This is a genomic window from Enterococcus wangshanyuanii, assembly GCF_002197645.1.
Classification (GTDB): Bacteria; Bacillota; Bacilli; order Lactobacillales; family Enterococcaceae; genus Enterococcus_L; species Enterococcus_L wangshanyuanii.
In genome coordinates this window covers 1,178,480-1,203,916 of sequence record NZ_CP021874.1, presented here as the reverse complement: position 1 = coordinate 1,203,916, position 25,437 = coordinate 1,178,480, and the positions used below count along the sequence as shown (strand labels likewise).

Here is a 25,437-nt window from a genome sequence, read left to right as displayed (position 1 = left end):
CAGACAAATGAGTACAGAAATGCTTGCAATGATTTTAGCAGGGGGACAAGGGACCCGTTTAGGAAAACTGACAAAAGAGATTGCCAAACCGGCAGTTCCATTTGGCGGAAGATATCGAATTATTGATTTTACTTTAAGTAACTGTGTAAATTCCGGCATCAAACATGTAGGTGTAGTCACACAATATCAGCCGCTGGCATTGAATCATCATATTGGAAATGGCGCTAGCTGGGGCTTGGATGGGATCGATTCTGGTGTAACTATTTTACATCCTTATTCTAGTACGGATGGCGAAAAATGGTTTGAAGGAACGGCTCATGCCATCTACCAAAATATTTCCTATATCGATCAGATGGACCCACGATATGTGTTGATTTTATCAGGGGATCATATTTATAAAATGAATTACGAAGCTATGCTGGAGGAACATATCGCAAATGATGCTTCTTTAACTGTAGGTGTCATTGAAGTGCCATTAAAAGAAGCTTCACGTTTTGGGATCATGAATACAGATGAAGAGGATCGAATCATTGAATTTGATGAAAAGCCTGATGAACCTAAAAATAATCTGGCATCAATGGGCATCTATATTTTTAATTGGGATCGGTTGAGAAGTGTATTGATGGATAGTTCTTCTGATGACGACCATTTGCTAGATTTTGGGAAGCATGTGATCCCTTCATATTTAGAGACGGGAGAAACGGTTTATGCTTATCGTTTCAACGGTTACTGGAAAGATGTCGGGACGATCGACTCCTTATGGGAAGCAAGTATGGAATTTATTCAGCTGGATAATGAATTGAACATGCGAGACAAAAGCTGGCGGATGTTTTCCAAAAATATGATTTCTCCGCCGCATTTTTTAACAGAAACAGCATCTGTCAGCCATTCTTTGATCGTTGATGGATGTTATGTTGCAGGAACTATTGAGAACAGCATTCTGTCGACAAATGTGGAAGTAAAAGGTGGTTCCACTGTTAAAAATAGCGTCATCATGCCAGGCGCTACGATTGGTAAGAATGTCTGGATCGAAAATGCGATAATCGGAGAAAATGCCATTATCGGAGACGATACCGTGATCCATAAAGAAAATGAAATCAACGTCGTTGGCTATTCCGAAGTAGTGGGAGGAAAACAAGATGAAAACCAATAGCATGTGTGCTGTTTTAGGAAATGTTTCAAGGTTTGAAGGACTGTGGCCTTTGACCGAAAATCGACCGCTGGATACATTGCCTTTTGATTGTAAATATCGCCTGCTCGATTTTCCTCTTTCAAGTATAGCGAATGCGAATATTCATTCGATTTTAATGGTATTCAATGAAGGAGAGACTAGATCCGTATTCGATCATATCGGCGGGGGGAAAGAATGGAACTTAGATTCGGTTCAAAATAGCTATTTCGTGTATTTTTATCAAGACTTTTTAAAACAAAAAGCACAAGGGTTGCCATTTTTTGCTTCAATGATCGAGTATCTTCAGAAGGCTGAATCTGAGTATACAGTTTTTCTAGGCAGCAATCATTTATGCAATATCGATCTCAAAAAAGTCTTAAAGCAGCATCTAAAACAAAATAATAAGATGACGGTAGTCTATAAAAAAATGCCTAAAGGAAAGGTTTCTTTAGATGCCTCTATTATCAAATTGAATGATTCGGCGGAAGCATTGAGCGTAGACAGATTAGATGAGCAAGGACGTGAAACAGAGTTCGTAAACCTTTGTATGGATATGTATATTGTTCAAACCGATTGGCTGATCAAGCAATTAGAAGCGGGGCAAAAAAAAGAGGATTCTCCAAGTATTTATACTTTTTTACAGCAAAAAATCAAAGAAGAAACGACGACTGCCTATGAATATACTGGTTATTTAAGTGACATCTATAACGTCAATTCGTATTATCAAGCGAATATGGATATGCTGGATCCAAAAAATTTCAAGGACTTACTGTATACAGGACAAAAAATTTACACAAAACTTAAAAACGAGGTACCAACCTTTTATTCACAGGATTCTAAGGTGAAAAATAGTCAATGTGCTACCGGTTGTATCATTGAAGGTCAAATAGAAAATTGTTTAGTATCAAGGCGTGCTGTGATCAGAAAAGGGACAGTTATCAAACATTCGATCATTATGGCCAATGCTAAAATCAATGAAGACGTTCAGATCGAATATGCTATTTTAGATAAAAATATCACGATCGAAGCAGGCGTAAAAATTATAGGAACAAAAGATCGGCCAGTGATCATTCAAAAAAATCAAGTTGTGACCACTGATATTATTGGAGGTGAAATGGCATGAAGGTTTTGTTTGCCTCTGCAGAATGTGCTCCATTCTTTAAAACCGGAGGATTGGGAGATGTTGCAGGAGCATTACCTAAAGAACTGGTACAAAAAGGAGTGGAGATTTCAGTTGTACTGCCTTTTTTTACAAAGATGCCCGAAACATATAAAAACCAATGTGAGGAGCTTTGCGATTTTTATATAGAAGTAGGCTGGAGACATCAATATTGTGGGGTCAAGCGCCTAGTAATGAAGGGGATTACCTACTATTTTATTGATAATCAGTATTATTTTGATCGTGATCATCTGTATGGCTATCAAGATGATGCGGAACGTTTTGCTTTTTATTCATTAGCGATCATTGAAATGCTGCCTAAACTCGAGTTTAGGCCGGACGTGATCCATGTCAACGATTTTCACAGTGCGATGGTACCATTTTTACTAAAAGAAAAATATCAAGGGACAGACTTTTACCATTCTGTGAAAACAATGTTGACGATTCATAATATCGAATTTCAAGGTGCGTACAGCAAGGAGTTATTGCCAGATCTATTTAATTTAGAGTTAGAACATTTTTATAATGGTTCTGTCCGTTTAAATGAGGGCATCAATTATTTAAAGGCTGGAATCGTTTATGCCGATCTTGTGACCACAGTTAGCCCAAGCTATGCGGAAGAAATTCAAACTAAGGAATTTGGTTTTGGGCTGGATGGTATTTTGCAACTGGAAAAAGACAAATTAAGCGGTATTTTAAATGGGATCGACACGCAATTATATGACCCACTGACAGATGAGCAACTCGCCTATCATTTTTCGATTTCTGATCTAGCAGGCAAGAAACAAAATAAAAAAATGCTTCAACAAAAAATGAATTTACCACTTCGACCGGATGTTCCGTTGATCGGGATCGTGAGTCGATTGACTCGTACAAAAGGGTTTCACTTACTTTTAGAAGCGCTAGCTCCTTTATTAAAAAAAGAGATTCAAATTGTTTTGCTAGGCACCGGCGAACCTGATATTGAACAATCTTTCCGCTCTTTTGCTAAGAGATACCCGCATAAGCTGAGTGCGAATATATTGTTTGATGTATCTTTGGCTCAGCTGATCTATGCCGGTGCCGATTTATTCATGATGCCATCAGCTGCAGAACCTTGCGGCTTATCTCAAATGATCGCGATGCGCTATGGGACATTGCCAGTTGTTCATGAGGTTGGTGGATTGAAAGATTCAGTCATTTCTTTTGATCCAATTACTAACTCTGGTACAGGGTTTAGTTTTTCAACGTTCGATGCTGATTCTTTGTTGTCTACTACAGTGACAGCGGTGAACATCTATCAAAATGATCAAGAAGTCTGGGCGAAAATGATGAAGCAGGGGATGGTAAAAGATTTTAGCTGGAAAAAATCAGGACAGAGCTATTTAGAGCTGTATGAGCAACTCGTAGATAAGGAAGAAGAGTAGTAAGCTTTCAGCTATGCTGAGAAAAAAATGAATCATTGCTACTGATTTATTGCTGGAGACTATTGATTTTTATTGACGAGATAAAAAAAACAAGGTATACTCTTAGCGAGAAATGAATAATCAAAGAAAGCCATAGAGGTGTTTTGGTGAGTGTAAGTATTTAACCTAAGGAAATGAATAGCTGGAGAATAAATGACCATTTTTAGATGGCTTCTTTAGCGTACTTATGTTTGATACCTATCTTACCTCTTATCAATGGCCGATCAACTAGATGATTTATGGTCTGTATTTATTGATGTTTTTGGGATGAAGGGAATCTTCATCCCTTTTTTCATGAATAAATACGGAAATAATATAGAAGGCTAAATTTTTTGATCTATTCATTTAAAGATGGGTGTCTCTAAAAAGAAGGAGAAACCAATGAATAAAGAAACCTATATTAAAACACAATTTACGACAATCAAAGAAAAATTGATGACTTATGCAATCAGTTCTTACGGCAAAGAACGAATCGAGCAATTGAAGCCGAGCAGCCGGATAGAAGTTGTTGAAAAACGCCTTCAGGAAACAGCGGAAGCCAAAGCATTGCTGATGGCAAATCTGCATGTTCCATTCATGGGGCTGAATAATATTGAACATTTAACGAAACAAGTCGAAAAAGGCTTTGTGTTAGAGCCTAAAGAATTAGTGAGCTACGCGGACTTTATCCGCAGCAGTCGTTTGATCCAATCCTTTATGCAGAAAAATCAATTCATTGCTCCCTTACTGGCGAAATACAGCGAAACGCTGCAAATTTTTCCAACGATCGAAGATGAAATCTACCAAGTGATCCGTAATAACCAAGTCGAAACAGATGCTAGTCGTGAGCTTCGTAAAATTCGCAAAGGGCTGCAGGAATGTGAAAAAGAAATTGAATCAAAACTGAATAGTTTTATGCGGAATACACAAAATAAACCGAAACTTCAAGAAGCGATCATCGTTAAGAAGAATGACCGTTTTACAGTTCCAATCAAAGCCAGCTATAAAAATCAAATTGCTGGTACTATCGTTGAAGCATCTTCCAAAGGAACGACTGTTTTTATCGAACCAGCCGCTGTAGCCAAGCTGAATGATAAATTGTACCAACTGAAAATGGAAGAAGCGACAGAAGTTTACCAGATCCTTTCGACCTTAACTGGCATGATCTCTGAACAAATGCAGAGCATACAGTCAAACATTGAGGTAGTCGCCCATTATGACATGATTTTCGCTAAAGCAAAATTTAGTCGGGAAATCAATGGGATCGAACCTAAAATCAATACAGATGGGATCATTGAATTTGTCAATGTAAAACACACTTTATTGGGAGAAACGGCGGTTCCATTGAATCTGTCACTAGGCAAGGAGTATCGCGGACTAACGATCACTGGACCAAACGCTGGAGGTAAAACGGTCGTCTTAAAAACGGTCGGGTTGATCAGCTTACAAACGATGATCGGTCTGCAAATCATTGCGGATGAGGGCACGAATATTGCTTTGTTTGACCAAATTTTTGTCGATATCGGTGATCAGCAAAGTATCGAAAATGCTTTGAGTACCTTTTCAGGTCATATGCATAACATCTCTGAGATTCTTGCGAAAACCAAGAAAAATAGTTTGATTCTATTGGATGAAATCGGTAGTGGGACAGAACCTAATGAAGGTGCGGCTTTAGCGATCGCCATTATGGAAGCTTTTTATCGCAAAGGCAGTCTGCTGATCACAACGACGCATTATGGGGAAATCAAACGTTTCTCTGAACTGCACGAAGATTTCTTGACTGCGGCAATGGCCTTCGATTCAGAGCGCTTAACACCAAAATATCAACTGATCCTTGGTGAAACTGGAGAGAGTAATGCATTTTGGATCGCGAATAAAATGAAGTTGGATGCTAAAGTTGTGCAGCAAGCACAAAAATATCTATATGACCGCAACTATCAAACGGAGAAGACCATATTTGTCAGCAAAGAGAAAAAGCAAATTGAAACCCATTTTCCTACCTATGAAAAAGGCGATCGAGTATTTTGGACAGAGCAAAAGAAAATTGGTTTGGTTTATGAAATTCCTGAAATGTCTGATGAAGTAGTTATTTATGTAGATCAACAGAAAATCACTGTTCACAAGCGACAGTTGAAATTAGATCGAAGCGCGAAAGAATTGTATCCGTCAAACTATGACTTGGATTCTCTATTTGAAAACTTCCAAGAACGGAAAAAACGCAAAGACTTAGAGCGAGGTTCGAAAAAAGCCCATAAACAGCTTAGAAAAGAAATGCAGGAAAGACAAGCCAAAAGAGCGGCAGAAGAAAAGCGTTAAACGAAAAATAAGCGTGTAAAATAAATAGCTTCTACGTTTTCTTCCTCATTTTTCAATGGTATAATACCCATGGAGGATTAAGACGAATGAATGAAAATCAATTATCAAAACGTTTGGAGCGTGTAGGTGAATTAGTACCTGAACATAGCCGCCTGGCAGATATCGGTTCAGACCATGCATATTTACCTGCCGCGTTAGTATTACAAAAAAAAATCGCATTTGCAGTTGCCGGTGAAGTAGTAGAAGGACCGTATCAAGCAGCCAAAAAACAAGTACGAAAGAATGGCTTAGAAGAGCAAATCACTGTTCGTTTGGCGGATGGATTAGCTGCTGTAGAAACGGCTGACCAAATTTCAGCTGTGACGATTTGTGGAATGGGCGGCGCTTTGATCCGCGATATTTTAGACGCTGGTTGGAAGAACCAGCGTCTAGCCGGAAATGAGCGTCTGATCCTACAACCTAATATAGGAGAAAAAACGCTTCGTGATTGGTTGACAGTACATGGCTATACTATACTTGAAGAAGATATCATAGAAGAAAATAAAAAAATCTATGAAATCATTGTGGCGAAAAGAGAGACGACTAGAATTGCTTATTCTGAAAAAGAACGACGGTTTGGTCCGATTTTACTAAACAAGCGTTCAGAAGTGTTTCAAAAAAAATGGCAGCGTGAGCTGAAACAAAGAGAAACTATTTTGGCGCAGCTGGAAAAAGCTGCTGGAGACCCGCAAGAAAAAATCGTACAACTTCAAAAGGAAATCCTTGAAATTCAGGAGGTATTGTCGAATGAGTCTTAATGGAAAAGAATTTATCGAACATTTTGAAGCTTACTGCCCTCAATGGTTGGCGGAACCGGGAGATCCAGTTGGCTTGCATATCGGCACATTGAATAAAGACGTCAACCGAATCATGGTAACGTTGGATGTGCGTCCGGAAGTTGTAGCAGAAGCGGTCGAAAAGCAAGTGGATCTGATCATCGCTAAACATCCGCCGATTTTTAGAGCGGTCAAGCGTCTTGATACCGATGATCCGCAGACAAAAATGTATGCTGATTTGCTTAAGCATGACATTGCCGTATTTGCGGCACATACGAATATGGATATTATCGAGAATGGGTTGAATGATTGGTTTTGTGAATTACTTGAAATCGAAAATACAACCTATCTGACAAAAACACATACGGTAGCATATAAAAAATTAGCCGTCTTTGTACCAGTCGAGGATGCACCGAAAATGCGCCAGGCTTTAGGCCGAGCAGGAGCAGGCACACAAGGTGATTATCAGAATACTAGCTATTCATTGATTGGAACGGGCCGATTTACACCGCTTGAAGGAGCTGATCCGACGATCGGCCGCATCGGTCAGGAAGAAGCAGTTCAAGAGGCAAAAATCGAAGTGATTTTTCCAGAAATGATTCAAGCAGACGTTATTGAAGCTATGCTGAAAGCCCATCCTTATGAAGAACCTGCTTATGACGTGTATACGATCGAAAATATGACGAAGGAGTTTGGTCTTGGACGTGTCGGTGAGCTGCCAAAAGCAATGATTTTTAGTGAGTTTGTTGAGAAGGTAAAGCATGTTTTTGACTTAGAGGGTTTGAGAATTGTTTGCGCGAATGAGGAACAAATGATTCAGCGTGTTGCGATCTGCGGCGGCAGCGGTGAAAAGTTTTTCCGTGATGCGATCAAAAAACAGGCAGATGTCTATATTACAGGGGATGTCTACTACCACACGGGTCATGATATGCTGACTGAAGAGTTAGCTGTCATCGATCCAGGACATTATATCGAACAATTGTGTAAACCAAAATTGGTCGAACTATTCAATCAATGGAAAAAAGCCTATAATTGGGATGTGACCTTCATTGAATCACAGGTGAATACCAACCCATTTCAATTTAGATAAAAAGGAAAGAAGGAACTGAATCGATGTATGAAAATCTATTACCACGCTTTTTGCGTTATGTAAAAACAGAAACACGCTCAAATTCTAAGAGTGAAACAACTCCGTCTACACAGACTCAGGTTGCATTTGCTCAAACCTTGAAAAAAGAACTAGAAGAACTCGGCATGAGTGATGTCACGTACAACGAAACAAACGGTTTTGTGATTGCTACTTTACCAAGCAATATCGAAAAAGAAGTTCGTTCGATCGGCTTTATTGCACACATGGATACAGCAGATTTCAACGCTGTCGATGTGAATCCGCAAATTCTTGAAAACTACGATGGTGAGTCAACGATCAAGTTGGATCCAGAAGGAAAATTCACGTTAAATACAACCGATTTCCCCAACTTGAAAAACTATGCAGGTCAAACACTGATTACAACAGATGGTACGACATTACTTGGTGCTGATGATAAATCAGGTATCGCAGAAATTATGACTGCCATGGAAATCTTGATCAAAAATCCATCGATCAAGCATGGGACGATCCGCGTTGCTTTTGGACCAGATGAAGAGATCGGTGTTGGCGCAGATAAATTTGATGTCGAGCAGTTCAATGTTGATTTTGCCTACACGATGGATGGCGGTCCAGTAGGTGAATTACAATACGAAACCTTCAATGCCGCACAAGCAGATATCACGATCCAAGGAAAAAATGTCCATCCTGGTACAGCTAAAAATACAATGATCAATGCGTTACAATTAGCGATCGATTTTCATAATCAACTGCCTAAAAATGAAGTGCCGGAAAAAACAGACGGCTATGAAGGATTTTTCCACTTAGCAGAATTGAGCGGAACGCCCGAAGAAGCTAAAATGACGTATATCATCCGTGACCACGACCGCGAAAAATTTGAAGCGCGCAAAGCCTTGATCACAAAGGTTCAAGAAATCATTAATCAGCCTTTTGATCAAGAACGTGTCCAAATCAATTTGTATGATCAATACTACAACATGGGAGAGATCATCGAAAAAGATATGAGCATTATTGAGTTAGCTAAAAATGCGATGATCGAATTAGAGATCGATCCTGTGATCGAGCCTGTTCGTGGCGGGACAGATGGCTCTAAAATTTCTTATTTAGGCATTCCTACGCCAAATATTTTTGCCGGCGGCGAAAATATGCATGGTCGGTTTGAATTTGTTTCATTACAAGCTATGGAAAAAGCAACGAATGTGATTGTCAAAATCGCAGAAAATAACGCTAAATAATTGCTAACAATAGCTAAAAATTGAATTAGGGAGTACAGTTACATAAACGTGACGTACTTCCTATTTTGATGGAAGAAAATCCGGAAGGAGAGGAACGCAATGGAACGTGTAATGATTCTTTTTAGTGAAACCTCAGGAAAAGACGAAGGGAAAGAGCTGGCTGAAAAATTTGTCGACTATGCTAAAAATCATGGACAAACGAACGCACAATTTTTCTTAGAGCAAGTAGGACCAGATTGTGATAGTGATAAAACGGTTGAAAAAGCCAAAAATGAACACATTGACACGTTGATTTTTATTGGCGGGGACGGCACGATCAATCATAATGTAGCAGACTTTAAGGAGCAACTGCCTCATTTGAATGTTGGCCTGCTTCCAGGAGGAACAGTCAATAATATGGCTAGAGTTTTAAATATTCCATTAGAATTTGAAGCCGCCGCAGAAGTGATCCTAAACGGAAATACCCGAAAAATCGACTATGGTATGATCAATGATAAGGTGATCGTGAGCACGATGACGATTGGGATCTTAGCAGATACAGCGGCTAGAATCAGTCAAAAAGAAAAACAAAAATATGGAAAGTTGATCTTCATTAGAAATTTTTTCAAGCTGTTAGCAAAGAAAAAACGATATCGCTTGTCAATCAAGACGGAAAAAGAAGAATGGCGTGGGAAAACACAGCTTGTCACAGTCACGATGACGAACTCAGTTGGCGGATTTACTAATTTCGATGACTCTGCTTCGCCGGATGATGGGCTATTTCATATGACGATCTTGCCTAAATTGAACTTTTTCAAATTAGCATTTTATTTACCTAAAATTATTTTGGGAAAAGTCTATGAAATCCCGGGCATTTATTATCTCACTGCATCGGAAATCAAGATTTCCAGCTATTCAGACAAAACCGTAGGCACCCGTGTGGATGGCGATCCGAGTGAAGATTTGCCAGTTTCTATGAGTGTGGTCAAGCATGGAATGACTGTACTTGTGCCAGAAAATCTGGAAGCCTAAGTAGAGATAATTGTTTAACACCCTTTACAATTTGTATCCTTTCAGGGTATGCTAGTAATAGATTGGTTGTGGAGGAGAAGGGATGATAGAGTTGTTGGGGCATTTGCCGTGGGTTTATTTATTGATCGTTAATGTATTTGAGTTTTTTGCAATGTATCTAGATAAAAAAAGAGCGGAGAAAAAACGCTGGAGGGTTCCTGAATTTGATCTTTTGTTTATTGGGATCATCGGCGGAGGAATTGGAGGATTGCTGGCGCAGCAGTTGTTTCATCATAAAACGCGAAAATTACGCTTTTATTTTTTCTTTATCTTTGGTACACTTGTAGCTATTGCAATTATCTGTTTTTGTTATCAAGGATAGTAGTGAAAACAATTGTTAGTTGGGAGAAACTATGAAAAGCAATTCTAAAACAAAAATTTTCTTGAACATCGGTTTGTTGGCTATTTTCGTCGGAGTCATTATTTATGTGATGGATAATTCGTTGAGTGACATTTTTGCTCAACTAATGGAAACAAGCTGGCTTGTTCTGCTTTTGGTTATTATTTTAGGTGTTGTCTATCAATTTGTGGAAGGCCGTTCCATCAAGGAAATTGCTGGGCACTTTCAAAAAGATTTCACTACGAAGGATGGTTTTTTTACTTCCTGTTATGTTGCCTTTTATCGAGTGATCTCATTTGGGACAGGAACGTTACTTTCAGAGATTTATTTTTATAAGAAAAAAGGCTTAGCCGTTTCCCAAGGGATTGGCGTAACAGCTTTACACATGATCATGTACAAGCTTGCTGTGATTTTTTGGGCAATTCTAGGACTGATTTTTCAATTTTCTTTGTTCTATGAACGTTCCCCTAAAATGATTCCATTTATTTTAGCAGGCGTGATCTTAACCTTTTTGATCATTCTGTCTTTATTGGTACTATCAAGTAGTATCAATCTGCAGATCCTTTTAATCACTTGGGCAAATAAGTTTTTTAAGCGTAAAGGCTTACGTGATTGGGTGGATAAGTGTAATTTACAAATTTATTCATTGAGAGAAACAGTCCAAACGATTATCAAAGATCGCTCGGCAATCTTACGAATTTTTGGTTGGAATGTCGTCAAATTGCTGTTTTGGTATGTGATTCCATATGTTGTTTTGGTAGAGAATCATCCGAATATTGATTTCCTGTTAGTCTTTTCATTTACTAGCTTTGCTGTCATTTTATCTGGTGTATTTCCAACGCCAGCAGGAATTGGACCTTTTGAATTTGTTTATTTGTTACTATTCAAACCATTAGTAGGTACAGTTGATGCCGTTTCATCTTTATTATTATATCGTTTTGGTAGCTTTGTCCTGCCATTTTTGATCGGTTTTATTTTTGTCGTGGTTGAGAAAAGAAGAGAGATTCAATCAGAGCTGCATGCAGTAAGAAAAGAAAAAAGAGAAACACTAGAAGATGAGTAAATAGTGCCTATTTTATAGTGAAATGATCGCATAGCCATTTTAGCTATCAGGAGAAGAGTGCGTCTAAAGTTGAGCCATGAACTTTGATGGGCTCTTTTTTTGTGGAATCAAATAGGCTAAACAGGCTATATTTTAATCATTTAATAGAAGACCACGATGATTGAAGGGCTTGCTCAGACTGAAACGTTCCACTCGAAATCCAATAGAAATAAATAAAAGCATCTGATAAGCAAAGACCCTATCTAGAGGTGAACATAAGAGTCACTCGTTAGTTAGGGTCTTTATCTATTAATTGTGGTATGTCTGTTTATTTCTGTTTATAAGAAAAGCGATGGAACCAATTAACAAGCAACTGCCGCTGATCAGGAAAAAAAGAGAAGGTCGTTCCCCAGTTTTTGGCAAGCTGTTTGAACGACTGGTTGAAGCATTTGTCGTAGTCGTTTTTGTTTCTGGATAGGAACTACTAGTGCTTGATGTTTGAGTGGTACTGCTTGTTTCGCTCGTCGTTGATTCGGTCGTGCTGGATTCAGAAGGTTGTTCCTCTGAACTAGTGCTTTCAGACGGAATATCTGTGGTTGTTTCTTCTGTTTCTTCCGTTGTTGACGTCTCACTTGTTTGAGATGATTCTCCAGGTTCCCCTGTGCCATTACCGCCTCCACCGATAGCAGGAGTTTCTGCATCGATGATTACAGGTTCTCCTTCACCATCTGCCTCAAGAATTGCTTTATTGCGGTAAGGTAGATTGGGATCAGCTAATTTAGTTGAAACAAAAGTGAGTGAAACGGCATGATTCAGTGTACCTAAATCAACGACGAAACCATCCGCAGCTGAACTGATCTGAGCTGGATCGATTGCTTCTAGTTCTTGGAAAACTTGGGTTGTTTTATCATAGGAGCCCAGTGCTGCTTGGATTAAAAAGCCTTCTTCAAACTGTTGATTAGTTCCAAGAATATCTGTTAGTAAGACATTTGTAATATAGTGTGAATCAGGATTGATGATGACATTCCAAACGGCCGAAGCATTGTCATAGCTATTCCAGCCAACCATGTTCATGACCCAGTCTGAATTCTCTATGGTGCTTGCTCCCCGAGCGTAAAAGAGGATTTCACCTTGGCGATTCGTTGTATGTGATTCGTAATAAGGACCAAAAGTGGCTGTGACTGTATTGGTCAGGTCATCTCCTGTGATCGTTAGGATCAATGTTCCGTCGGCAGCTGTAATATCATATGAAAAGCTGGAGGCGATCAGACAATTTGCGGGAACCTCTAAATTCATCGTATCGCCCGAAGTGATAGCTATTTCATTAGGAACAGAGTAGGTAAACGTAAGTGAAACATTTTGATGATAACTGATTTCTGTGTTCTCATCGACCACTGTATCGCCGACCATAATAGTAGGACTTGAAATATACAAGCTGCCGAAGTCGACATTTGCATAAACAGATGGATTAAAAAATAGACTAAAAAGGAAACATGAAATAAGTGGTAAAACTAAGTGTTTAATGCGCATTAGTGACCCTCCAATGTATTTTAAAATAGATTGATCAATCAATATTTATACTGATTAACTGAATGTTCTTTAGTATAAGTGAACGAGTACTCAGGTACTTGGGCTGTTGGATCTTCATTGATTTGGTAGAGGTAGTCTGAGATTTTTTTGGACACTATTTGTTTATTTGTTCCGGTTAGCTGTACGTGATGGTCAAGTATGGAAAGGATTGCTCTAAACTCAGAGGAGAGGGATTCTTTCTGGTCGGAAAGCAAACCGCCTTGTAATTGTTCGAGAAAGTGTTCATCGATCGCCTGAGTAAATGTAATCGATTTTCCATTACTGATGAGCCCAGTACAGATAAAGGCTTCTTTTTTTTCATGATAAAAAGTCACAAAAGTCGCTGCATCGGAATCGTGAGCAAAAATTTGCTGAATCTGTTTGATCTTCTCCTGAGATAGTGTTAAATCACATAAACTACTTTTTAATTCAGATAAAAGCTGCCTGTTCTTATCGTTAACTAAAATAGGTGTAACAGAAGACTTTGTTAGATAAGCTAGCTGGGATTGTTTTTTTTCTTCAGTCTTAGTCTTATTAAAAATCAGCCCAATTAGTTTACCGAAAACAATGCTGATTAAAATAATAATAATTGGTAAAATTGAAAATAATCGCTCGTCAAATAATTGATTTATTTTACTTAATAGAAACATTTTCGTCTCTCGATGTTTTAAACCAGGAGTTTTTTCCTAATAATTGGCGGCTGAACGCTAAAAGAATACTGGGAATCGTAAAAAAGATATAAATATACATAAGCATTCCTCCTAGATAGCTTCTGATTTTTGGCGAGTTTTCGATTAGGTCAATTTTTTTTACTGCTCGGATATAACGTTTGGTAAAGGAAAGACCAGGATAAACCGTAACGATAAACATGATGCCTATGGTAAAAAATGAACGTAAAGTGGCACCATCTATCAAAGCGTGACCAATAAGTTGGATCGAAACGATCAAAATAATACTGTTGAGTAAATTGAGATAAGGCTGTATCAAGAAAAATAGCATCTCGATTTTTCCAGTTGTACTCAATACTGTTGATGTAGTGACTTTTCTGATATAAGAATGACACTGCAAACTGCCTTGAATCCAGCGGCTTCTCTGCTTTATATAACGTTTATAGCTGGTTAACCCTTGTTGATAGATGATCAGCTGCTCCGAATAGACAAGGTTTTCTTGATTTAATAATAAACGTATTGTCAGATCATAATCTTCAAGTAAACAATCTGTCCACGGCGCTTCAGGCAGTTTTTTCAAGGTAGACAAACGAGTAAACTGTCCATTTCCCCCTAATCCAACGGTTTTCGTTCTCATTCTAAATTTTTGCATAGCCCCAATAACCTCATAAAATTCGATATCCTGCAGTAAGGAAAGCAAGTTTCCATTTTTAAAATTATTGATGATTCGAACTCGCGCTTGAATACCGTGGATCGTCGAATGACTAAAAATTCGATCGGCTATTTCAAATGCTTCGGGACATAAAAAGCCATCTGCATCTAAAATAGTCACAATGATCTTTTCCGCATCCGCCTCAGAAAAATCTCTAAGGATTTGCTGATACGCAATATTCAAGGAGTGCCCTTTCCCTTTTTGGGCATTTGGTCTTTGTTTTTTGATCAAGTTGATTTTAGAATCGCAAAATTGGCTGACTATTTTTACTGTATCATCAGATGAATCATCATCAATGACGTAAATAGACATATTGGTTAATGAAAACTCCAACAGAGAAGAAAGTGTTGCTTGGATGACTTTATCTTCATTAAAACAAGGGATTACGATCACGTAATGGAGATCTGGACTCGTTCGTTCGTCACTTTCAATGTAGACTTCCTCTGCATGTTTTATCATTGTTATATAGATATAATAGATACTGATTAAAATTAAAGAAATAACATAAATAATAGGCAAAGGGTGCCTCCTTTTAACGGTTATAGGGTTCATGTGATGCAAAATATGTGTTGGTAAGTCGACTATATGTATGATATCACATAAAATTAGAATAATTTATCAGTTTATTTGTTAATTAATTAAATTAATGAGAATGTATTTTTGTTTATTATTTTATGCTGATTGTTAGGTTCACTGACTTACAGAAGAAAGTTTGTTGCGTTCTTTAAGCTGAAAGCTTTTTTTAAAGTACTATTCTAATCAGTCTATAGAATCGAAAATGTTATTTCTTAGGCGAAAAGCAGAATCGAAATAGTTAAAAAAGAAAAGTCCAGATAGGATCAGGATTGGCTGCATAATAAAGAAAGAACAGTTTATTTTTGAAAGAAAATCGGCAGGAGTCCTTGAATATATGATTTCCACGAATCTATTTTTCGGAAAAATTAGAAAGATGATGATTTGGTGAGTACGAGAAGACGGAAGCTTGATTATGTTTTATGCCGTTCTATTAAAGCTTTTCGGAAGGGGTGAATTAGATTTTCAAAGGGAATAAACGTTTTAAGATTAAAAAAAACGATTGTATTATTATTAATCTAATAAATTGCTGATAAAACCGACGTTTATCCAGAGAAATGCTTGTTTAACGATTTGAAAATGATTATGATTAAAAGGATATTTTATACTTTATATTGAATTGGAGTGGTTAGATGGAACAAAAGCAATTACGTTGGTTTACCGTAGGATTAATTGCTTTCAACATGGTTTGGGGATTAGGAAATGTTGTGAATAACTATGCACAACAAGGAATTTCGGTTGTCACATCATGGATTTTGATTTTGGTCTTATATTTTATTCCCTATGCGTTGATCGTTGGTCAATTAGGTTCAACGTTTAAAGACAGTAGCGGAGGCGTCAGCTCTTGGGTGCAAAATACGAGCACTAAGCGTTTAGCGTATTATGCAGCTTGGACCTATTGGGTCGTACACATCCCTTATTTAGCACAAAAACCGCAATTAGTTTTGATTGCTTTTGGTTGGGCGATCCAAGGGAATGGCAACATTGTAAGTAATTTTTCTGTTGTGGGGATCACGTTGATTTCCTTAGCGATCTTTTTGATCTTTTTACTATTATCAACAAGAGGTTTGATGACCTTAAAAGTCATTGGTGGAATGGCCGGAACAGCTATTTTTGTCATGTCTATGCTGTTCATATTATTAGCGATCGGAGCCCCAATGATGAACTCAACAGTTGAATTTGCAACACCTCATATGGATAAAGTCAGTACGTATATTCCTAAATTTGATTTTAGCTATTTTACGACCGTCTCTATGTTGGTTTTTGCAGTCGGAGGAGCGGAAAAGATTTCTCCTTATGTCAATTCGATGAGAAACCCATCTAAAGAGTTTCCTAAAGGAATGATCTTCCTAGCAGCGATGGTCGGTGTGTCTGCTGTTTTAGGGTCATTTGCGATGGGGATGCTGTTTGCAAGCAATAATATTCCAGAAGATTTAATGGCGAATGGGGCGTATACAGCTTTCCAACTTTTAGGCGAGTATTATGGCGTTGGAAATCTACTAATGATCATTTATGCGATCACAAATGGTATTGGACAAATTTCAGCATTAGCCTTTTCAATTGATGCACCGCTACAAATTCTTTTAGCAGATGCTGATCCTGATTTTGTACCGGAAGCTTTACGTAAAAGAAGTAAAAAAGGCACATTAGTCAATGGATATTTATTAACGGGTATTCTTGTAAGTATTATCATTGTATTACCAATGTTTGGTATTGAAAATATTCAAGAACTTGTAAAATGGCTGACAAACCTGAACTCTGTTGTAATGCCGATGCGTTATCTATGGGTATTCTTTGCCTACATGATGTTGAATAAAGCATATAAAAATTACAGTTCAGAATATAAATTCATCAAGAATCCGAAAATCGCCTTTGGTTTCGGTTTGTGGTGTTTCTTGTTTACGGCCTTCGCTTGTATTTTAGGTATGGTGCCAAAAATCGACTTTGCGGCAAATCCTAAAGCATGGTTTTTCCAGCTGGCTTCAAATGTGATTACACCAGTCGTGCTAATTTTGCTGGGTATGATTTTACCTGCACTTGCACGTCGGGATAAAAAGAAAGCAAACGCATAAGCGGAATGAAAGAGAGAAGATGCTCAAATAGAGTATTTTCTCTCTTTTTTATTTAGTATACATCAGCTAAATAAAGGAACCGAAGTGAAAAAATAGAAGCGTGATGTTTGAGACGATTAGGATAGTTAAACATTTCTGATGCAGAAGCTAGTCAATGGACGAAAAAAATGAATAAATGTTGTTTAAATGTATGTATTATCTGTGTTTTTCGTTTAATTGAAGATATTTGTAAAAAAATGAGAACAATTTTACGAATTTATCGGTATAATAGAATAGAAAGTGTGTTCTTTTTTCTAAAAAAATGATACGATTTATAAAGGAAAAAAATTGAGGAAGTGAGAACGATTAGTAAACGACAACGTCAATCAGAAAAAGAAGAACGGTCAACAGTTCTTTGTAAAGAGGTTGATCCGGATTATTTAGGCCGTGAAATCTATGCCGATGATGTAGAAACCCCATACGCCTTTTACCTGGTTCGAAAGTTGAATCTGGCAAAAGATTATCAAAATTTAGCTGAAGGTGAAGCTTTTTTTGATGCGATTTGTGATAGCTGGGATGAAACGGAAGAATTTGAAGAATTAGTGGTAAAAAAAATCTACATGTATGTTGAAACAGAAGTAATGTACTATACATTATTGATGGGTAGTTTTGAACCAACTAGAAGAGAATTACGAATGAACTTGAAAAAGTGGTTCGAAGAGATCACGCTGGAGTCATCAGAGCGTTCTCTTGTTTCTAAAAGTCAGTCAGAGTTGAACACAGGTGAGATTCAGGGAATGATGAAGCAAATGATCGAAACATCGAATGAGATTTTTCGTTTGCGTAAAATGATCAATGAGCTGACTGAAACAATTCATTCAGGTCAAATTGAGTTGCAAAGTAAACAAACTCATCCGATCATATCAAGAAGTATCCAAACTATCCACTTAAAACGAGCACAGCCTCTAGTGATCGAGGAAGAAAAAAAGGATACTGAGAAGCCTGAGAAACAATCAGAAGTTGCTGTAGAAGCCGAATTGATCGATGAGACTGAAACAGCTGAGAAAGTGCAAGAAAGCCAAACAGTAACAGAAGATGAGGCAGTAAAAGAACCTGAAAAAAAGTTGGCGAACGAATTGGTGGAAAAACCAGTTCAAGAAGATTCCCCAACAGAAGAACCTACAATTTATCCAAATCAAGAAGCAGAAGATAGGACAGATCGAGCGGAGAGTTTCGTTTCTAAAAAAGAACGAAATACAATGAAGCTAAAACGCAATAAATCAATCACAGATCAGGAACTTGTGGTCAAAGAAATTGAGACAGAAAGCACAGCGTTTAAACCAGTTGACCTCTCATTGCTAGTCTTCAAGAAAAGAAAAACGAAAAAAGCTACACCAAGTAACTGGCCACGTTTTTCAAAACTACTGAAAAGTAGTAAAACAATTGATGCACCTGCTAAAATTCCCAATTTCTCTAAAACGGAGATGGAGAATTTAGAAGATGAAATTTATTTACGCTTTATGAATAAACGGATGCGCTTAGGAGCTAAGAAAAATCATGTGCAAAAGAAAAGCATCTTGCGTTCTGAATTATTAGCACAAATCAATCAGGCAGAATATTTAAATTATTCTTGGGGGCAGGTCGTTCGTCTGCGCAAAGAAGATGTTTTGATTTGCGGGCGTCTTAGCTGTGCCAGTTTAGTTTCTTCTTTAGATGAATTTTTACAAGAAATGCGTGAACTTGCTTACAGCCGTTCTTTATTTGGAAAAAAAGTTCGTTGTTCTGTGGATCTATTACGCCGTTTAGAAGGGTATATTTTGATGGATCAATATATGCAGAACTTAAGCCTGATGCCTGTCGAAAAATAAATTTCTAATAGCATTCAGCCTAAAAATGACAGATGGTAGTCAAAAGACCTGAGAGATAACGGAACACGTTGTCTTTCAGGTCTTTTTAATTTCTTAAATGCTATCAACTAAGACTAAAAAAAAATGTCGTTTTGTAGTATAATCGTCAAGGGTAGAGAAAGGCGGGGAAGCAATGAAAAAAAGTCAAATATATGCAGTGGTCGATATCGAAACAACAGGTACAGATTCGTCAATTGACCGAATCATCCAATTCGGCTGCGTGCTGATCCAAGACGGAAAAATCATTTCCCGATTTGCAACAGATATCAACCCCAATCAAGCTATTTCTCCACAAATTCAAAAACTTACAGGTATCAGTAATAGTAGAGTCCAAAAAGCGCCTTATTTCGAAGATGTTGCACTGACGATTTACAATCTTTTGGCAGATACTGTGTTTGTCGCTCATAATATTTATTTTGACTATTCGTTTTTGGCGCAGGAGTTGGTTCGCTGTGGAGCACCAAAACTAGAAATTCCCGGAATCGATACAGTGGAACTGGCACAAATCTTTTTACCAACGGAAAAAAGTTTTCGATTAGGTGATTTGTCTGAAAGCTTGGGATTAGTTCACGATAACCCGCATCAAGCCGATAGTGATGCACAGGTCACTGCGGAATTACTATTGCTGATCGAAGCGAAGATGCGCCGATTACCACTGATCACAATGGAAGCTATTGATAAGTTGAGTCAGCAAACCGGCATGGATACTAGCCGTTATATCCATTATATTTACGAAGAGATGAAACAGGATATTTTACCGTTATCTAAAGAGTATCGAGTCGTTTCAGGAATCGCATTAAGAAAAAAAGAAGTTCCGCTTTTTGAAGAAAAATTGTATGGTCAGGCGACATTTCCAAAGAAGAAAAAAACCAAAGAAAAGCTTTTTGGACAAACGATAAGCTATCGTTCGGAACAAAGTCGTATGATGAATTTGGTGTATGAGCATTTTACTCAGGATGAAAATAAAGATTTGTTTATTGAAGCTGCGACAGGTACTGGGAAAAGCTTAGGCTATTTATTTCCTTTGAGCTATTTGGCAACACCGGAAAAACCGTTGATCATTAGTACGGTCTCGATTGTTTTACAAAATCAATTGGTGGAAAAAGACATCCAACTGGCCAATCGAATTTGTCCTAAACCTCTACAGGCAACGATCATCAAAAGTCATCGCCATTATATTGATTTACAGCGTTTTAAAGCGACATTGAAGAATCCGTTACCGCAAAAGCAATATGCTCTTTATCAAATGGGCGTTTTAGTGTGGCTCTTAGAAACGGTAACAGGTGATTTAGACGAATTGCAGCTGATCAATTTTAATCATATTTTTTGGCGTGATGTTGCTCATCGAGGCATAGATTTTCTATCCAATCAAGATGCACTGTATCAGGAAGACTTTGTCCGCTTTCTTTATAAAAAAGTCAAACAAAGCAATGTGTTGATTGTCAATCATGCATTTTTAGCTCAGGAATCGCTCAGAGAAACGGCACTTTTGCCAAAAAGTCCTTATTTGATCATCGACGAAGCGCATCATTTGCCGGACATCGCAGGTAAAATTTCTCATCGTCAGTTTAATTATGCGTCATTTAAAAAACAACTAGCACTTTATTTAGAAGAAGAGCAGCTATTTGACCAAGTCACGAATATTTTCGACAGGTCCAAAGAAGAACAGCGCTTGTTGCGGATCTATTGTAATGCAGCTAATGATCTAGTTGAGGAGTTCAGCGATCTTTTTTACGAAATCAATGCTTTATTTCCAAAGCAAAACCGACAATCGATGGAGACAGAACTGTTGGTCAAATCATTGTTCGATCAGCTTTCTTTAGAAGGAGAAGCATCAATTCAAAAAATCGATATTTTATTATCTGAAATGAAAGAGATCCAAAAAAGAATTCAGCATTCGATTGAAGAGCATTTAGAAAAGTATACTTCTTCTGATCGCATTATTTTTGTCCGTTTGCTGCAGTTTTTTGAGCAAATCGACCATTTACACGAGTGCTTTGACATTTATGTGAATGAATGGCAGCCGCGTTGGATCAAGGAATATAGCCGGACATCGCAAGGGTACGGTACGTTAGCTGTCAATGATCTTGAGGCGAGTATTTTGCCTACAACAACTTGGTATGAGCGGTATCAGCATATTCTATATACTGGCGGAACATTAAAATTTGGTAGAGATAAAAAATATTTACCGAATAAATTAGGTGTGCCCGACGCCTTATTCAAGACGCTGCCCGATCCTTACGACTATGAACATCATGCACGTTTATATATTCCAACAGATGGTATTGCAGTCAATCAAGTGAATAATGCTGAATTTTCGGCCTACATCGCAACGGTTATTCAGGAAATTTCACAGCAGAATCGTTCTATCTTGGTGCTATTTACCTCTCATGAGATTCTTTCGAGCGTTTATCATCGTTTACATCAGCCTTTTCTTAATGATGGACGGGAACTTTTGGCTCAAGGGATCAGCGGCAGTCGAGAAAAGATCTTGAAACGATTTATCCATTCTAAAAATAGTATTTTGCTCGGCGCGGATAGTTTTTGGGAAGGTGTAGACTTGCCAGGAGATACCTTATCTCTTCTGATCGTTACTCGTTTACCTTTTGAAAATCCTCAGCGGCCGTTTGTGAAAGCACGTTATGAGTACTTGGAGGAAAAAGGAATTCAAGCATTTACCCATGAAGCATTGCCAAAAGCAACTTTACGTTTACGACAAGCATTGGGTCGCTTGATTCGTTCAAATAAAGATAAAGGTGCGATGATCGTATTAGATCGACGTTTGATCACAGCAAAATATGGGAAGCAAATGATCAAAGCTTTACCAAAGGATCTACCTGTGAAAGAAGCACCTTTAAATGAAATAACGTCGGAATTAGCAGATTTTTTAAATAGCTGACAAAAAGAAATTTACTTACTGCCTATTAAATTAAAAATAGTTTTCTGCTATAATGATAGCCAGTAAGTAAGGAGAGGACGAGGCGATTGCAAGGGAAAAAAGAACAAAATGAAGTGAGAAAGACAAAAATTCTTTTAGGAATCATTACAGCCTTATTAGTGGTGATCGTAATGGTTGTCATTTTCTATGTACGGGCAACTCATCCGTGGAAACAAGCTGAAAAAGAAGCCACAGCAATCGCAAAAGAGTATGCTCAACTTGAATCAGTTGATAACTTTTACTGGTTTACTAGGAAGGAAACCTCCTTTTCTGTGACGGGAAAAGATGCTAAAGGAGAAGAATTAGTAGTCATCATTCCGAAATCAGGGAAGAATATTACTGTACTAAATCAAAAAGACGGAGTAGAAGAGGGACAGATTCGCCAGATCATGAGCACGGATTATAAAGAAAAAGACATACAAAAAATCAGCTTAGGTCTATACGAGGATAAACCTACATGGGAAGTTATTACTAAAAACGATGACGGTTCCTTGTCCTACTATTTATTGTCATTTGAAAAAGCAGAAGAAATCATGATCATAAAAAATGTCTGACGAGACGATTTATGCTAGTGTAAGAAGTACAAAAGTATGTAGAGCAGTACATGAAAAATGAAGAATAAAAAATGAATGGAGTAAATCGTATGGAGATATCAACACGTGCACAAAAATTAGAACCTTCAGTTACCTTGGCAGCTTCCGCCAAAGCGAATGCCCTAAAAGCTCAAGGAAATGATGTATTGAGTTTAACGGTTGGAGAACCAGATTTTACGACACCTAAGAATATCCAGCGGGCAGCGATTCAGGCGATCGAAAGTGGTCAAGCTAGCTACTACACACCCTCTGCCGGCATTAAAGAATTAAGGCAGGCGGTCGTAGAATATATTCAACGCAATTATCGATTAGAGTATCAGATGGAAAATGTTATTATCACCGATGGCGCTAAATTTGCTTTATACTTACTGTTTCAAGCAGTCTTAAACCCGTTGGATGAAGTCATCATTCCAGTCCCTTATTGGGTGAGTTATGGCGAACAGGTGAAGCTAGCTGAGGGAGTACCGGTATTCATTACGTGTGCACAGGAAGAAAAATTTAAAGTAACTGTTGAACAATTAGAAAAAGCAAGAACAGACAAAACCAAAATCTTGATTTTAAATACACCCTCTAACCCTACAGGGATGATTTACACAGAAGAAGAATTACAAAAAATCGGTGACTGGGCTGTCTTACATGATATTTTGATTGTCTCAGACGATATTTATGGTAAATTGGTCTATAATGGAGCTGTCTTTACCCCAATATCAACCTTATCAAAAGAAATCCAAAGGCAAACGATCATTATCAATGGCGTCTCTAAAAGCTATGCGATGACCGGCTGGCGAATTGGCTATGCGGTGGGAGATCAAGCAATCATCAGTGCAATGAATGACATCGCTTCACAATCAACGAGTAATCCGACCGCGGTCAGTCAATATGCTGCAATTGAAGCGTTGAGTGGGGAGCAGGATACCGTAGAAACAATGAGACAGGCTTTTGAAGAGCGTTTAAATAAAATATATCCACTTTTTGCAGCAATTCCAGGATTTAAAATGGAAAAACCGCAAGGCGCATTTTATCTATTTCCAAATATCAAAGAAACGATGGACCTTTGCGGCTATACGGATGTAACGAAATGGGTAGACGACTTATTAGCTGAAGCCCATGTCGCATTAGTCACAGGAGCAGGCTTTGGCGCACCCGAAAATGTTCGGATCAGCTACGCAACAGATTTACCAACATTAGAAGAAGCGGCGAAACGAATCACCGCATTTATTGAAGCAAAATCAACCAAATAAATACTCAATTCGGGATGGCAAAAAAGAAATGAATGGAGAGACGATTGTGGAACAAATTCAAATTATTGATTCAAAACATCATGTGGGGGAAACCGTAAAAATCGGCGCTTGGATCGCCAACAAACGTTCAAGCGGAAAAATCGCTTTTTTACAATTACGTGATGGAACAGCTTATTTTCAAGGAATCGTTGTCAAAAGTGAGGTACCTGAAGAGGTCTTTCAATTGGCGAAAAGCTTAACGCAAGAAACCTCTGTCTGGATCACTGGCGAAATCAGAGAAGACAGCCGCTCAAAATTTGGTTATGAGATCGGTGTGACTGGCATCGAGGTGATCGGTGAAAGTCATGAATATCCAATTACACCGAAAGAACATGGGACAGACTTTTTGATGGATCACCGTCATTTATGGCTGCGTTCATCCCGTCAGCATGCAATTATGCAAATCCGTAACGAAATCATTCGTGCGACCTATGAATTTTTCAATAAAAACAACTTCGTAAAAATCGATCCACCGATTTTAACAGCAAGCACAGCAGAAGGCACAACAGATCTATTTGAAACCAATTATTTCGATCAAAAAGCGTACCTATCCCAAAGTGGTCAATTATATATGGAAGCAGCGGCTTTAGCTTTTGGGAAAGTCTTCTCATTTGGACCAACTTTTAGAGCAGAAAAATCGAAAACACGCCGTCACTTGATCGAATTTTGGATGATCGAACCTGAAATGGCCTTCATGCATCAAGAAGAAAGCTTGGAAGTCCAAGAGCAATATGTAGCCTTCTTGGTTCAAAGTGTGTTGGATAATTGTGATTACGCTCTTGATGTTTTAGGACGTGATAGAGAAGTCCTGAAAAAATATACACAATTACCATTCCCTCGTATTTCTTATGACGAAGCGGTTGAATTACTGAAAGAAAATGGGTTTGATGATATCGAATGGGGAGATGATTTTGGCTCACCGCATGAAACCTTTATCGCGAACTCTTTTGATCGTCCTGTATTTATTTTAAACTATCCAAAAGCAATCAAAGCTTTTTATATGAAACCACATCCTACGCGTGATGATGTTGTGATTTGTGCCGATATGATCGCACCAGAAGGCTACGGTGAAATCATCGGCGGTTCTGAACGTGCTGTCGATCATGATTATCTATTAGAGCAAATTCGCAATCATAACTTAGATGAAGCAGAATACGCTTGGTATTTAGATTTGCGTCGCTATGGTTCAGTACCGCACTCAGGCTTTGGTTTAGGTCTAGAACGTACTGTGACTTGGCTTGCTGGGATCGAACACGTTCGTGAAGCAAGTCCATTCCCACGCTTATTGAATCGTATTTATCCATAAGAAATTCTTATGAAAAACCATCGAGGCAGAGTAGCTACTTTGCTTCGATGGCTTTTTTTGCGAAAAACATCTCTTACTTTGCGCAATGAAAAAATGAATAGACATAAAAGATCAGTAAGAAAAAAGAAAAGTTAAGGCAAATTGTTTAGAAATCCAGTAATTTATGGTAGAATTGACAGA

At 38.1% G+C, this 25,437-nt stretch carries 19 protein-coding genes; 16 read left to right on the top strand and 3 right to left on the bottom strand.

What is annotated here, in order from left to right; all coding sequences use genetic code 11:
• Positions 1-7 precede the first annotated feature (7 nt).
• The 10 genes from CC204_RS05785 to CC204_RS05740 all read left to right on the top strand — a co-directional run bounded on the left by CC204_RS05785 (position 8) and on the right by CC204_RS05740 (position 11,681).
• Positions 8-1,153 carry a glucose-1-phosphate adenylyltransferase gene (locus CC204_RS05785; RefSeq protein WP_088271669.1) on the top strand — a complete coding sequence of 382 codons (1,146 nt, stop codon included), beginning with the start codon at positions 8-10 and terminating at the stop codon, positions 1,151-1,153.
• Complete coding sequence (glgD, locus tag CC204_RS05780) at positions 1,140-2,294, top strand: glucose-1-phosphate adenylyltransferase subunit GlgD (RefSeq protein ID WP_088269265.1); 1,155 nt, start codon at positions 1,140-1,142, stop codon at positions 2,292-2,294. Before CC204_RS05785 ends, glgD begins: the two co-directional genes overlap by 14 nt.
• Positions 2,291-3,736 (top strand): glycogen synthase GlgA, encoded by a 1,446-nt coding sequence (glgA, locus tag CC204_RS05775; protein WP_088269264.1) that lies wholly within the window; start codon positions 2,291-2,293, stop codon positions 3,734-3,736. The genes glgD and glgA overlap by 4 nt, the downstream gene beginning before the upstream one ends.
• A 420-nt stretch (positions 3,737-4,156) precedes the next feature.
• A complete protein-coding gene (locus CC204_RS05770; protein ID WP_088269262.1) occupies positions 4,157-6,070 on the top strand; it encodes an endonuclease MutS2 in 1,914 nt (637 codons plus the stop codon).
• Positions 6,071-6,156: 86 nt separating this feature from the next.
• Positions 6,157-6,867 carry a tRNA (adenine(22)-N(1))-methyltransferase gene (locus CC204_RS05765; protein WP_088269260.1) on the top strand — a complete coding sequence of 237 codons (711 nt, stop codon included), beginning with the start codon at positions 6,157-6,159 and terminating at the stop codon, positions 6,865-6,867.
• Positions 6,857-7,975, top strand: coding sequence for a Nif3-like dinuclear metal center hexameric protein (locus CC204_RS05760; RefSeq protein ID WP_088269258.1), 1,119 nt, complete (start codon positions 6,857-6,859; stop codon positions 7,973-7,975). Before CC204_RS05765 ends, CC204_RS05760 begins: the two co-directional genes overlap by 11 nt.
• A gap of 23 nt (positions 7,976-7,998) precedes the next feature.
• Positions 7,999-9,228 carry a peptidase T gene (gene pepT / locus CC204_RS05755; RefSeq protein WP_088269256.1) on the top strand — a complete coding sequence of 410 codons (1,230 nt, stop codon included), beginning with the start codon at positions 7,999-8,001 and terminating at the stop codon, positions 9,226-9,228.
• Between the two features lie 99 nt (positions 9,229-9,327).
• Entirely contained in the window at positions 9,328-10,239 is a 912-nt protein-coding gene (locus tag CC204_RS05750) for a diacylglycerol/lipid kinase family protein (RefSeq protein WP_088269254.1), read from the top strand.
• 82 nt (positions 10,240-10,321) lie between these two features.
• On the top strand, positions 10,322-10,600 hold the full coding sequence (locus CC204_RS05745; RefSeq protein ID WP_088269253.1) for a DUF1294 domain-containing protein: 279 nt from the start codon (positions 10,322-10,324) through the stop codon (positions 10,598-10,600).
• Positions 10,601-10,631: 31 nt separating this feature from the next.
• On the top strand, positions 10,632-11,681 hold the full coding sequence (locus CC204_RS05740; protein WP_088269251.1) for a lysylphosphatidylglycerol synthase transmembrane domain-containing protein: 1,050 nt from the start codon (positions 10,632-10,634) through the stop codon (positions 11,679-11,681).
• 288 nt (positions 11,682-11,969) lie between these two features.
• Here the strand turns inward: CC204_RS05740 and CC204_RS05735 are convergent, their stop codons facing one another.
• The 3 genes from CC204_RS05735 to CC204_RS05725 are packed head-to-tail and all read right to left on the bottom strand — an operon-like array spanning position 11,970 to position 15,128.
• Complete coding sequence (locus tag CC204_RS05735; RefSeq protein ID WP_088269249.1) at positions 11,970-13,190, bottom strand: LPXTG cell wall anchor domain-containing protein; 1,221 nt, start codon at positions 13,188-13,190, stop codon at positions 11,970-11,972.
• A 38-nt stretch (positions 13,191-13,228) separates the two neighbouring features.
• Positions 13,229-13,879 (bottom strand): hypothetical protein, encoded by a 651-nt coding sequence (locus tag CC204_RS05730; RefSeq protein ID WP_088269248.1) that lies wholly within the window; start codon positions 13,877-13,879, stop codon positions 13,229-13,231.
• Positions 13,863-15,128 carry a glycosyltransferase gene (locus CC204_RS05725; protein WP_157894244.1) on the bottom strand — a complete coding sequence of 422 codons (1,266 nt, stop codon included), beginning with the start codon at positions 15,126-15,128 and terminating at the stop codon, positions 13,863-13,865. Before CC204_RS05725 ends, CC204_RS05730 begins: the two co-directional genes overlap by 17 nt.
• Before the next feature lie 686 nt (positions 15,129-15,814).
• Between CC204_RS05725 and CC204_RS05720 the strand changes: the two genes are divergently transcribed.
• From CC204_RS05720 to asnS, 6 genes are all read left to right on the top strand, one after another.
• Complete coding sequence (locus CC204_RS05720; protein ID WP_088269245.1) at positions 15,815-17,254, top strand: amino acid permease; 1,440 nt, start codon at positions 15,815-15,817, stop codon at positions 17,252-17,254.
• 335 nt (positions 17,255-17,589) lie between these two features.
• The gene (locus CC204_RS05715) at positions 17,590-19,101 is read left to right on the top strand and encodes a hypothetical protein (protein ID WP_088269243.1); all 1,512 of its coding nucleotides are present in this window, start codon (positions 17,590-17,592) and stop codon (positions 19,099-19,101) included.
• Positions 19,102-19,273: 172 nt separating this feature from the next.
• The gene (locus tag CC204_RS05710; protein WP_088269242.1) at positions 19,274-22,039 is read left to right on the top strand and encodes a helicase C-terminal domain-containing protein; all 2,766 of its coding nucleotides are present in this window, start codon (positions 19,274-19,276) and stop codon (positions 22,037-22,039) included.
• A gap of 86 nt (positions 22,040-22,125) precedes the next feature.
• Positions 22,126-22,632, top strand: a complete 507-nt coding sequence (locus CC204_RS05705) for a cell wall elongation regulator TseB-like domain-containing protein (RefSeq protein WP_088269240.1) — start codon at positions 22,126-22,128, stop codon at positions 22,630-22,632.
• Between the two features lie 89 nt (positions 22,633-22,721).
• The gene (locus CC204_RS05700) at positions 22,722-23,912 is read left to right on the top strand and encodes a pyridoxal phosphate-dependent aminotransferase (protein WP_088269238.1); all 1,191 of its coding nucleotides are present in this window, start codon (positions 22,722-22,724) and stop codon (positions 23,910-23,912) included.
• Between the two features lie 46 nt (positions 23,913-23,958).
• Positions 23,959-25,257, top strand: coding sequence for an asparagine--tRNA ligase (gene asnS / locus CC204_RS05695; RefSeq protein WP_087641562.1), 1,299 nt, complete (start codon positions 23,959-23,961; stop codon positions 25,255-25,257).
• Positions 25,258-25,437 lie beyond the last annotated feature (180 nt).

Excerpts from the sequence above, each read along its gene's own strand:
- CC204_RS05700 (WP_088269238.1), top strand. The coding sequence starts at position 22,722 with ATGGAGATATCAACACGTGCACAAAAATTAGAACCTTCAGTTACCTTG.
- CC204_RS05745 (WP_088269253.1), top strand. The coding sequence starts at position 10,322 with ATGATAGAGTTGTTGGGGCATTTGCCGTGGGTTTATTTATTGATCGTT.
- CC204_RS05720 (WP_088269245.1), top strand. The coding sequence starts at position 15,815 with ATGGAACAAAAGCAATTACGTTGGTTTACCGTAGGATTAATTGCTTTC.
- CC204_RS05710 (WP_088269242.1), top strand. The coding sequence starts at position 19,274 with ATGAAAAAAAGTCAAATATATGCAGTGGTCGATATCGAAACAACAGGT.
- CC204_RS05765 (WP_088269260.1), top strand. The coding sequence starts at position 6,157 with ATGAATGAAAATCAATTATCAAAACGTTTGGAGCGTGTAGGTGAATTA.
- CC204_RS05740 (WP_088269251.1), top strand. The coding sequence starts at position 10,632 with ATGAAAAGCAATTCTAAAACAAAAATTTTCTTGAACATCGGTTTGTTG.
- CC204_RS05730 (WP_088269248.1), bottom strand. The coding sequence starts at position 13,879 with ATGTTTCTATTAAGTAAAATAAATCAATTATTTGACGAGCGATTATTT.
- CC204_RS05770 (WP_088269262.1), top strand. The coding sequence starts at position 4,157 with ATGAATAAAGAAACCTATATTAAAACACAATTTACGACAATCAAAGAA.
- CC204_RS05785 (WP_088271669.1), top strand. The coding sequence starts at position 8 with ATGAGTACAGAAATGCTTGCAATGATTTTAGCAGGGGGACAAGGGACC.
- CC204_RS05760 (WP_088269258.1), top strand. The coding sequence starts at position 6,857 with ATGAGTCTTAATGGAAAAGAATTTATCGAACATTTTGAAGCTTACTGC.
- glgA (WP_088269264.1), top strand. The coding sequence starts at position 2,291 with ATGAAGGTTTTGTTTGCCTCTGCAGAATGTGCTCCATTCTTTAAAACC.
- pepT (WP_088269256.1), top strand. The coding sequence starts at position 7,999 with ATGTATGAAAATCTATTACCACGCTTTTTGCGTTATGTAAAAACAGAA.
- glgD (WP_088269265.1), top strand. The coding sequence starts at position 1,140 with ATGAAAACCAATAGCATGTGTGCTGTTTTAGGAAATGTTTCAAGGTTT.
- CC204_RS05735 (WP_088269249.1), bottom strand. The coding sequence starts at position 13,190 with ATGCGCATTAAACACTTAGTTTTACCACTTATTTCATGTTTCCTTTTT.
- CC204_RS05750 (WP_088269254.1), top strand. The coding sequence starts at position 9,328 with ATGGAACGTGTAATGATTCTTTTTAGTGAAACCTCAGGAAAAGACGAA.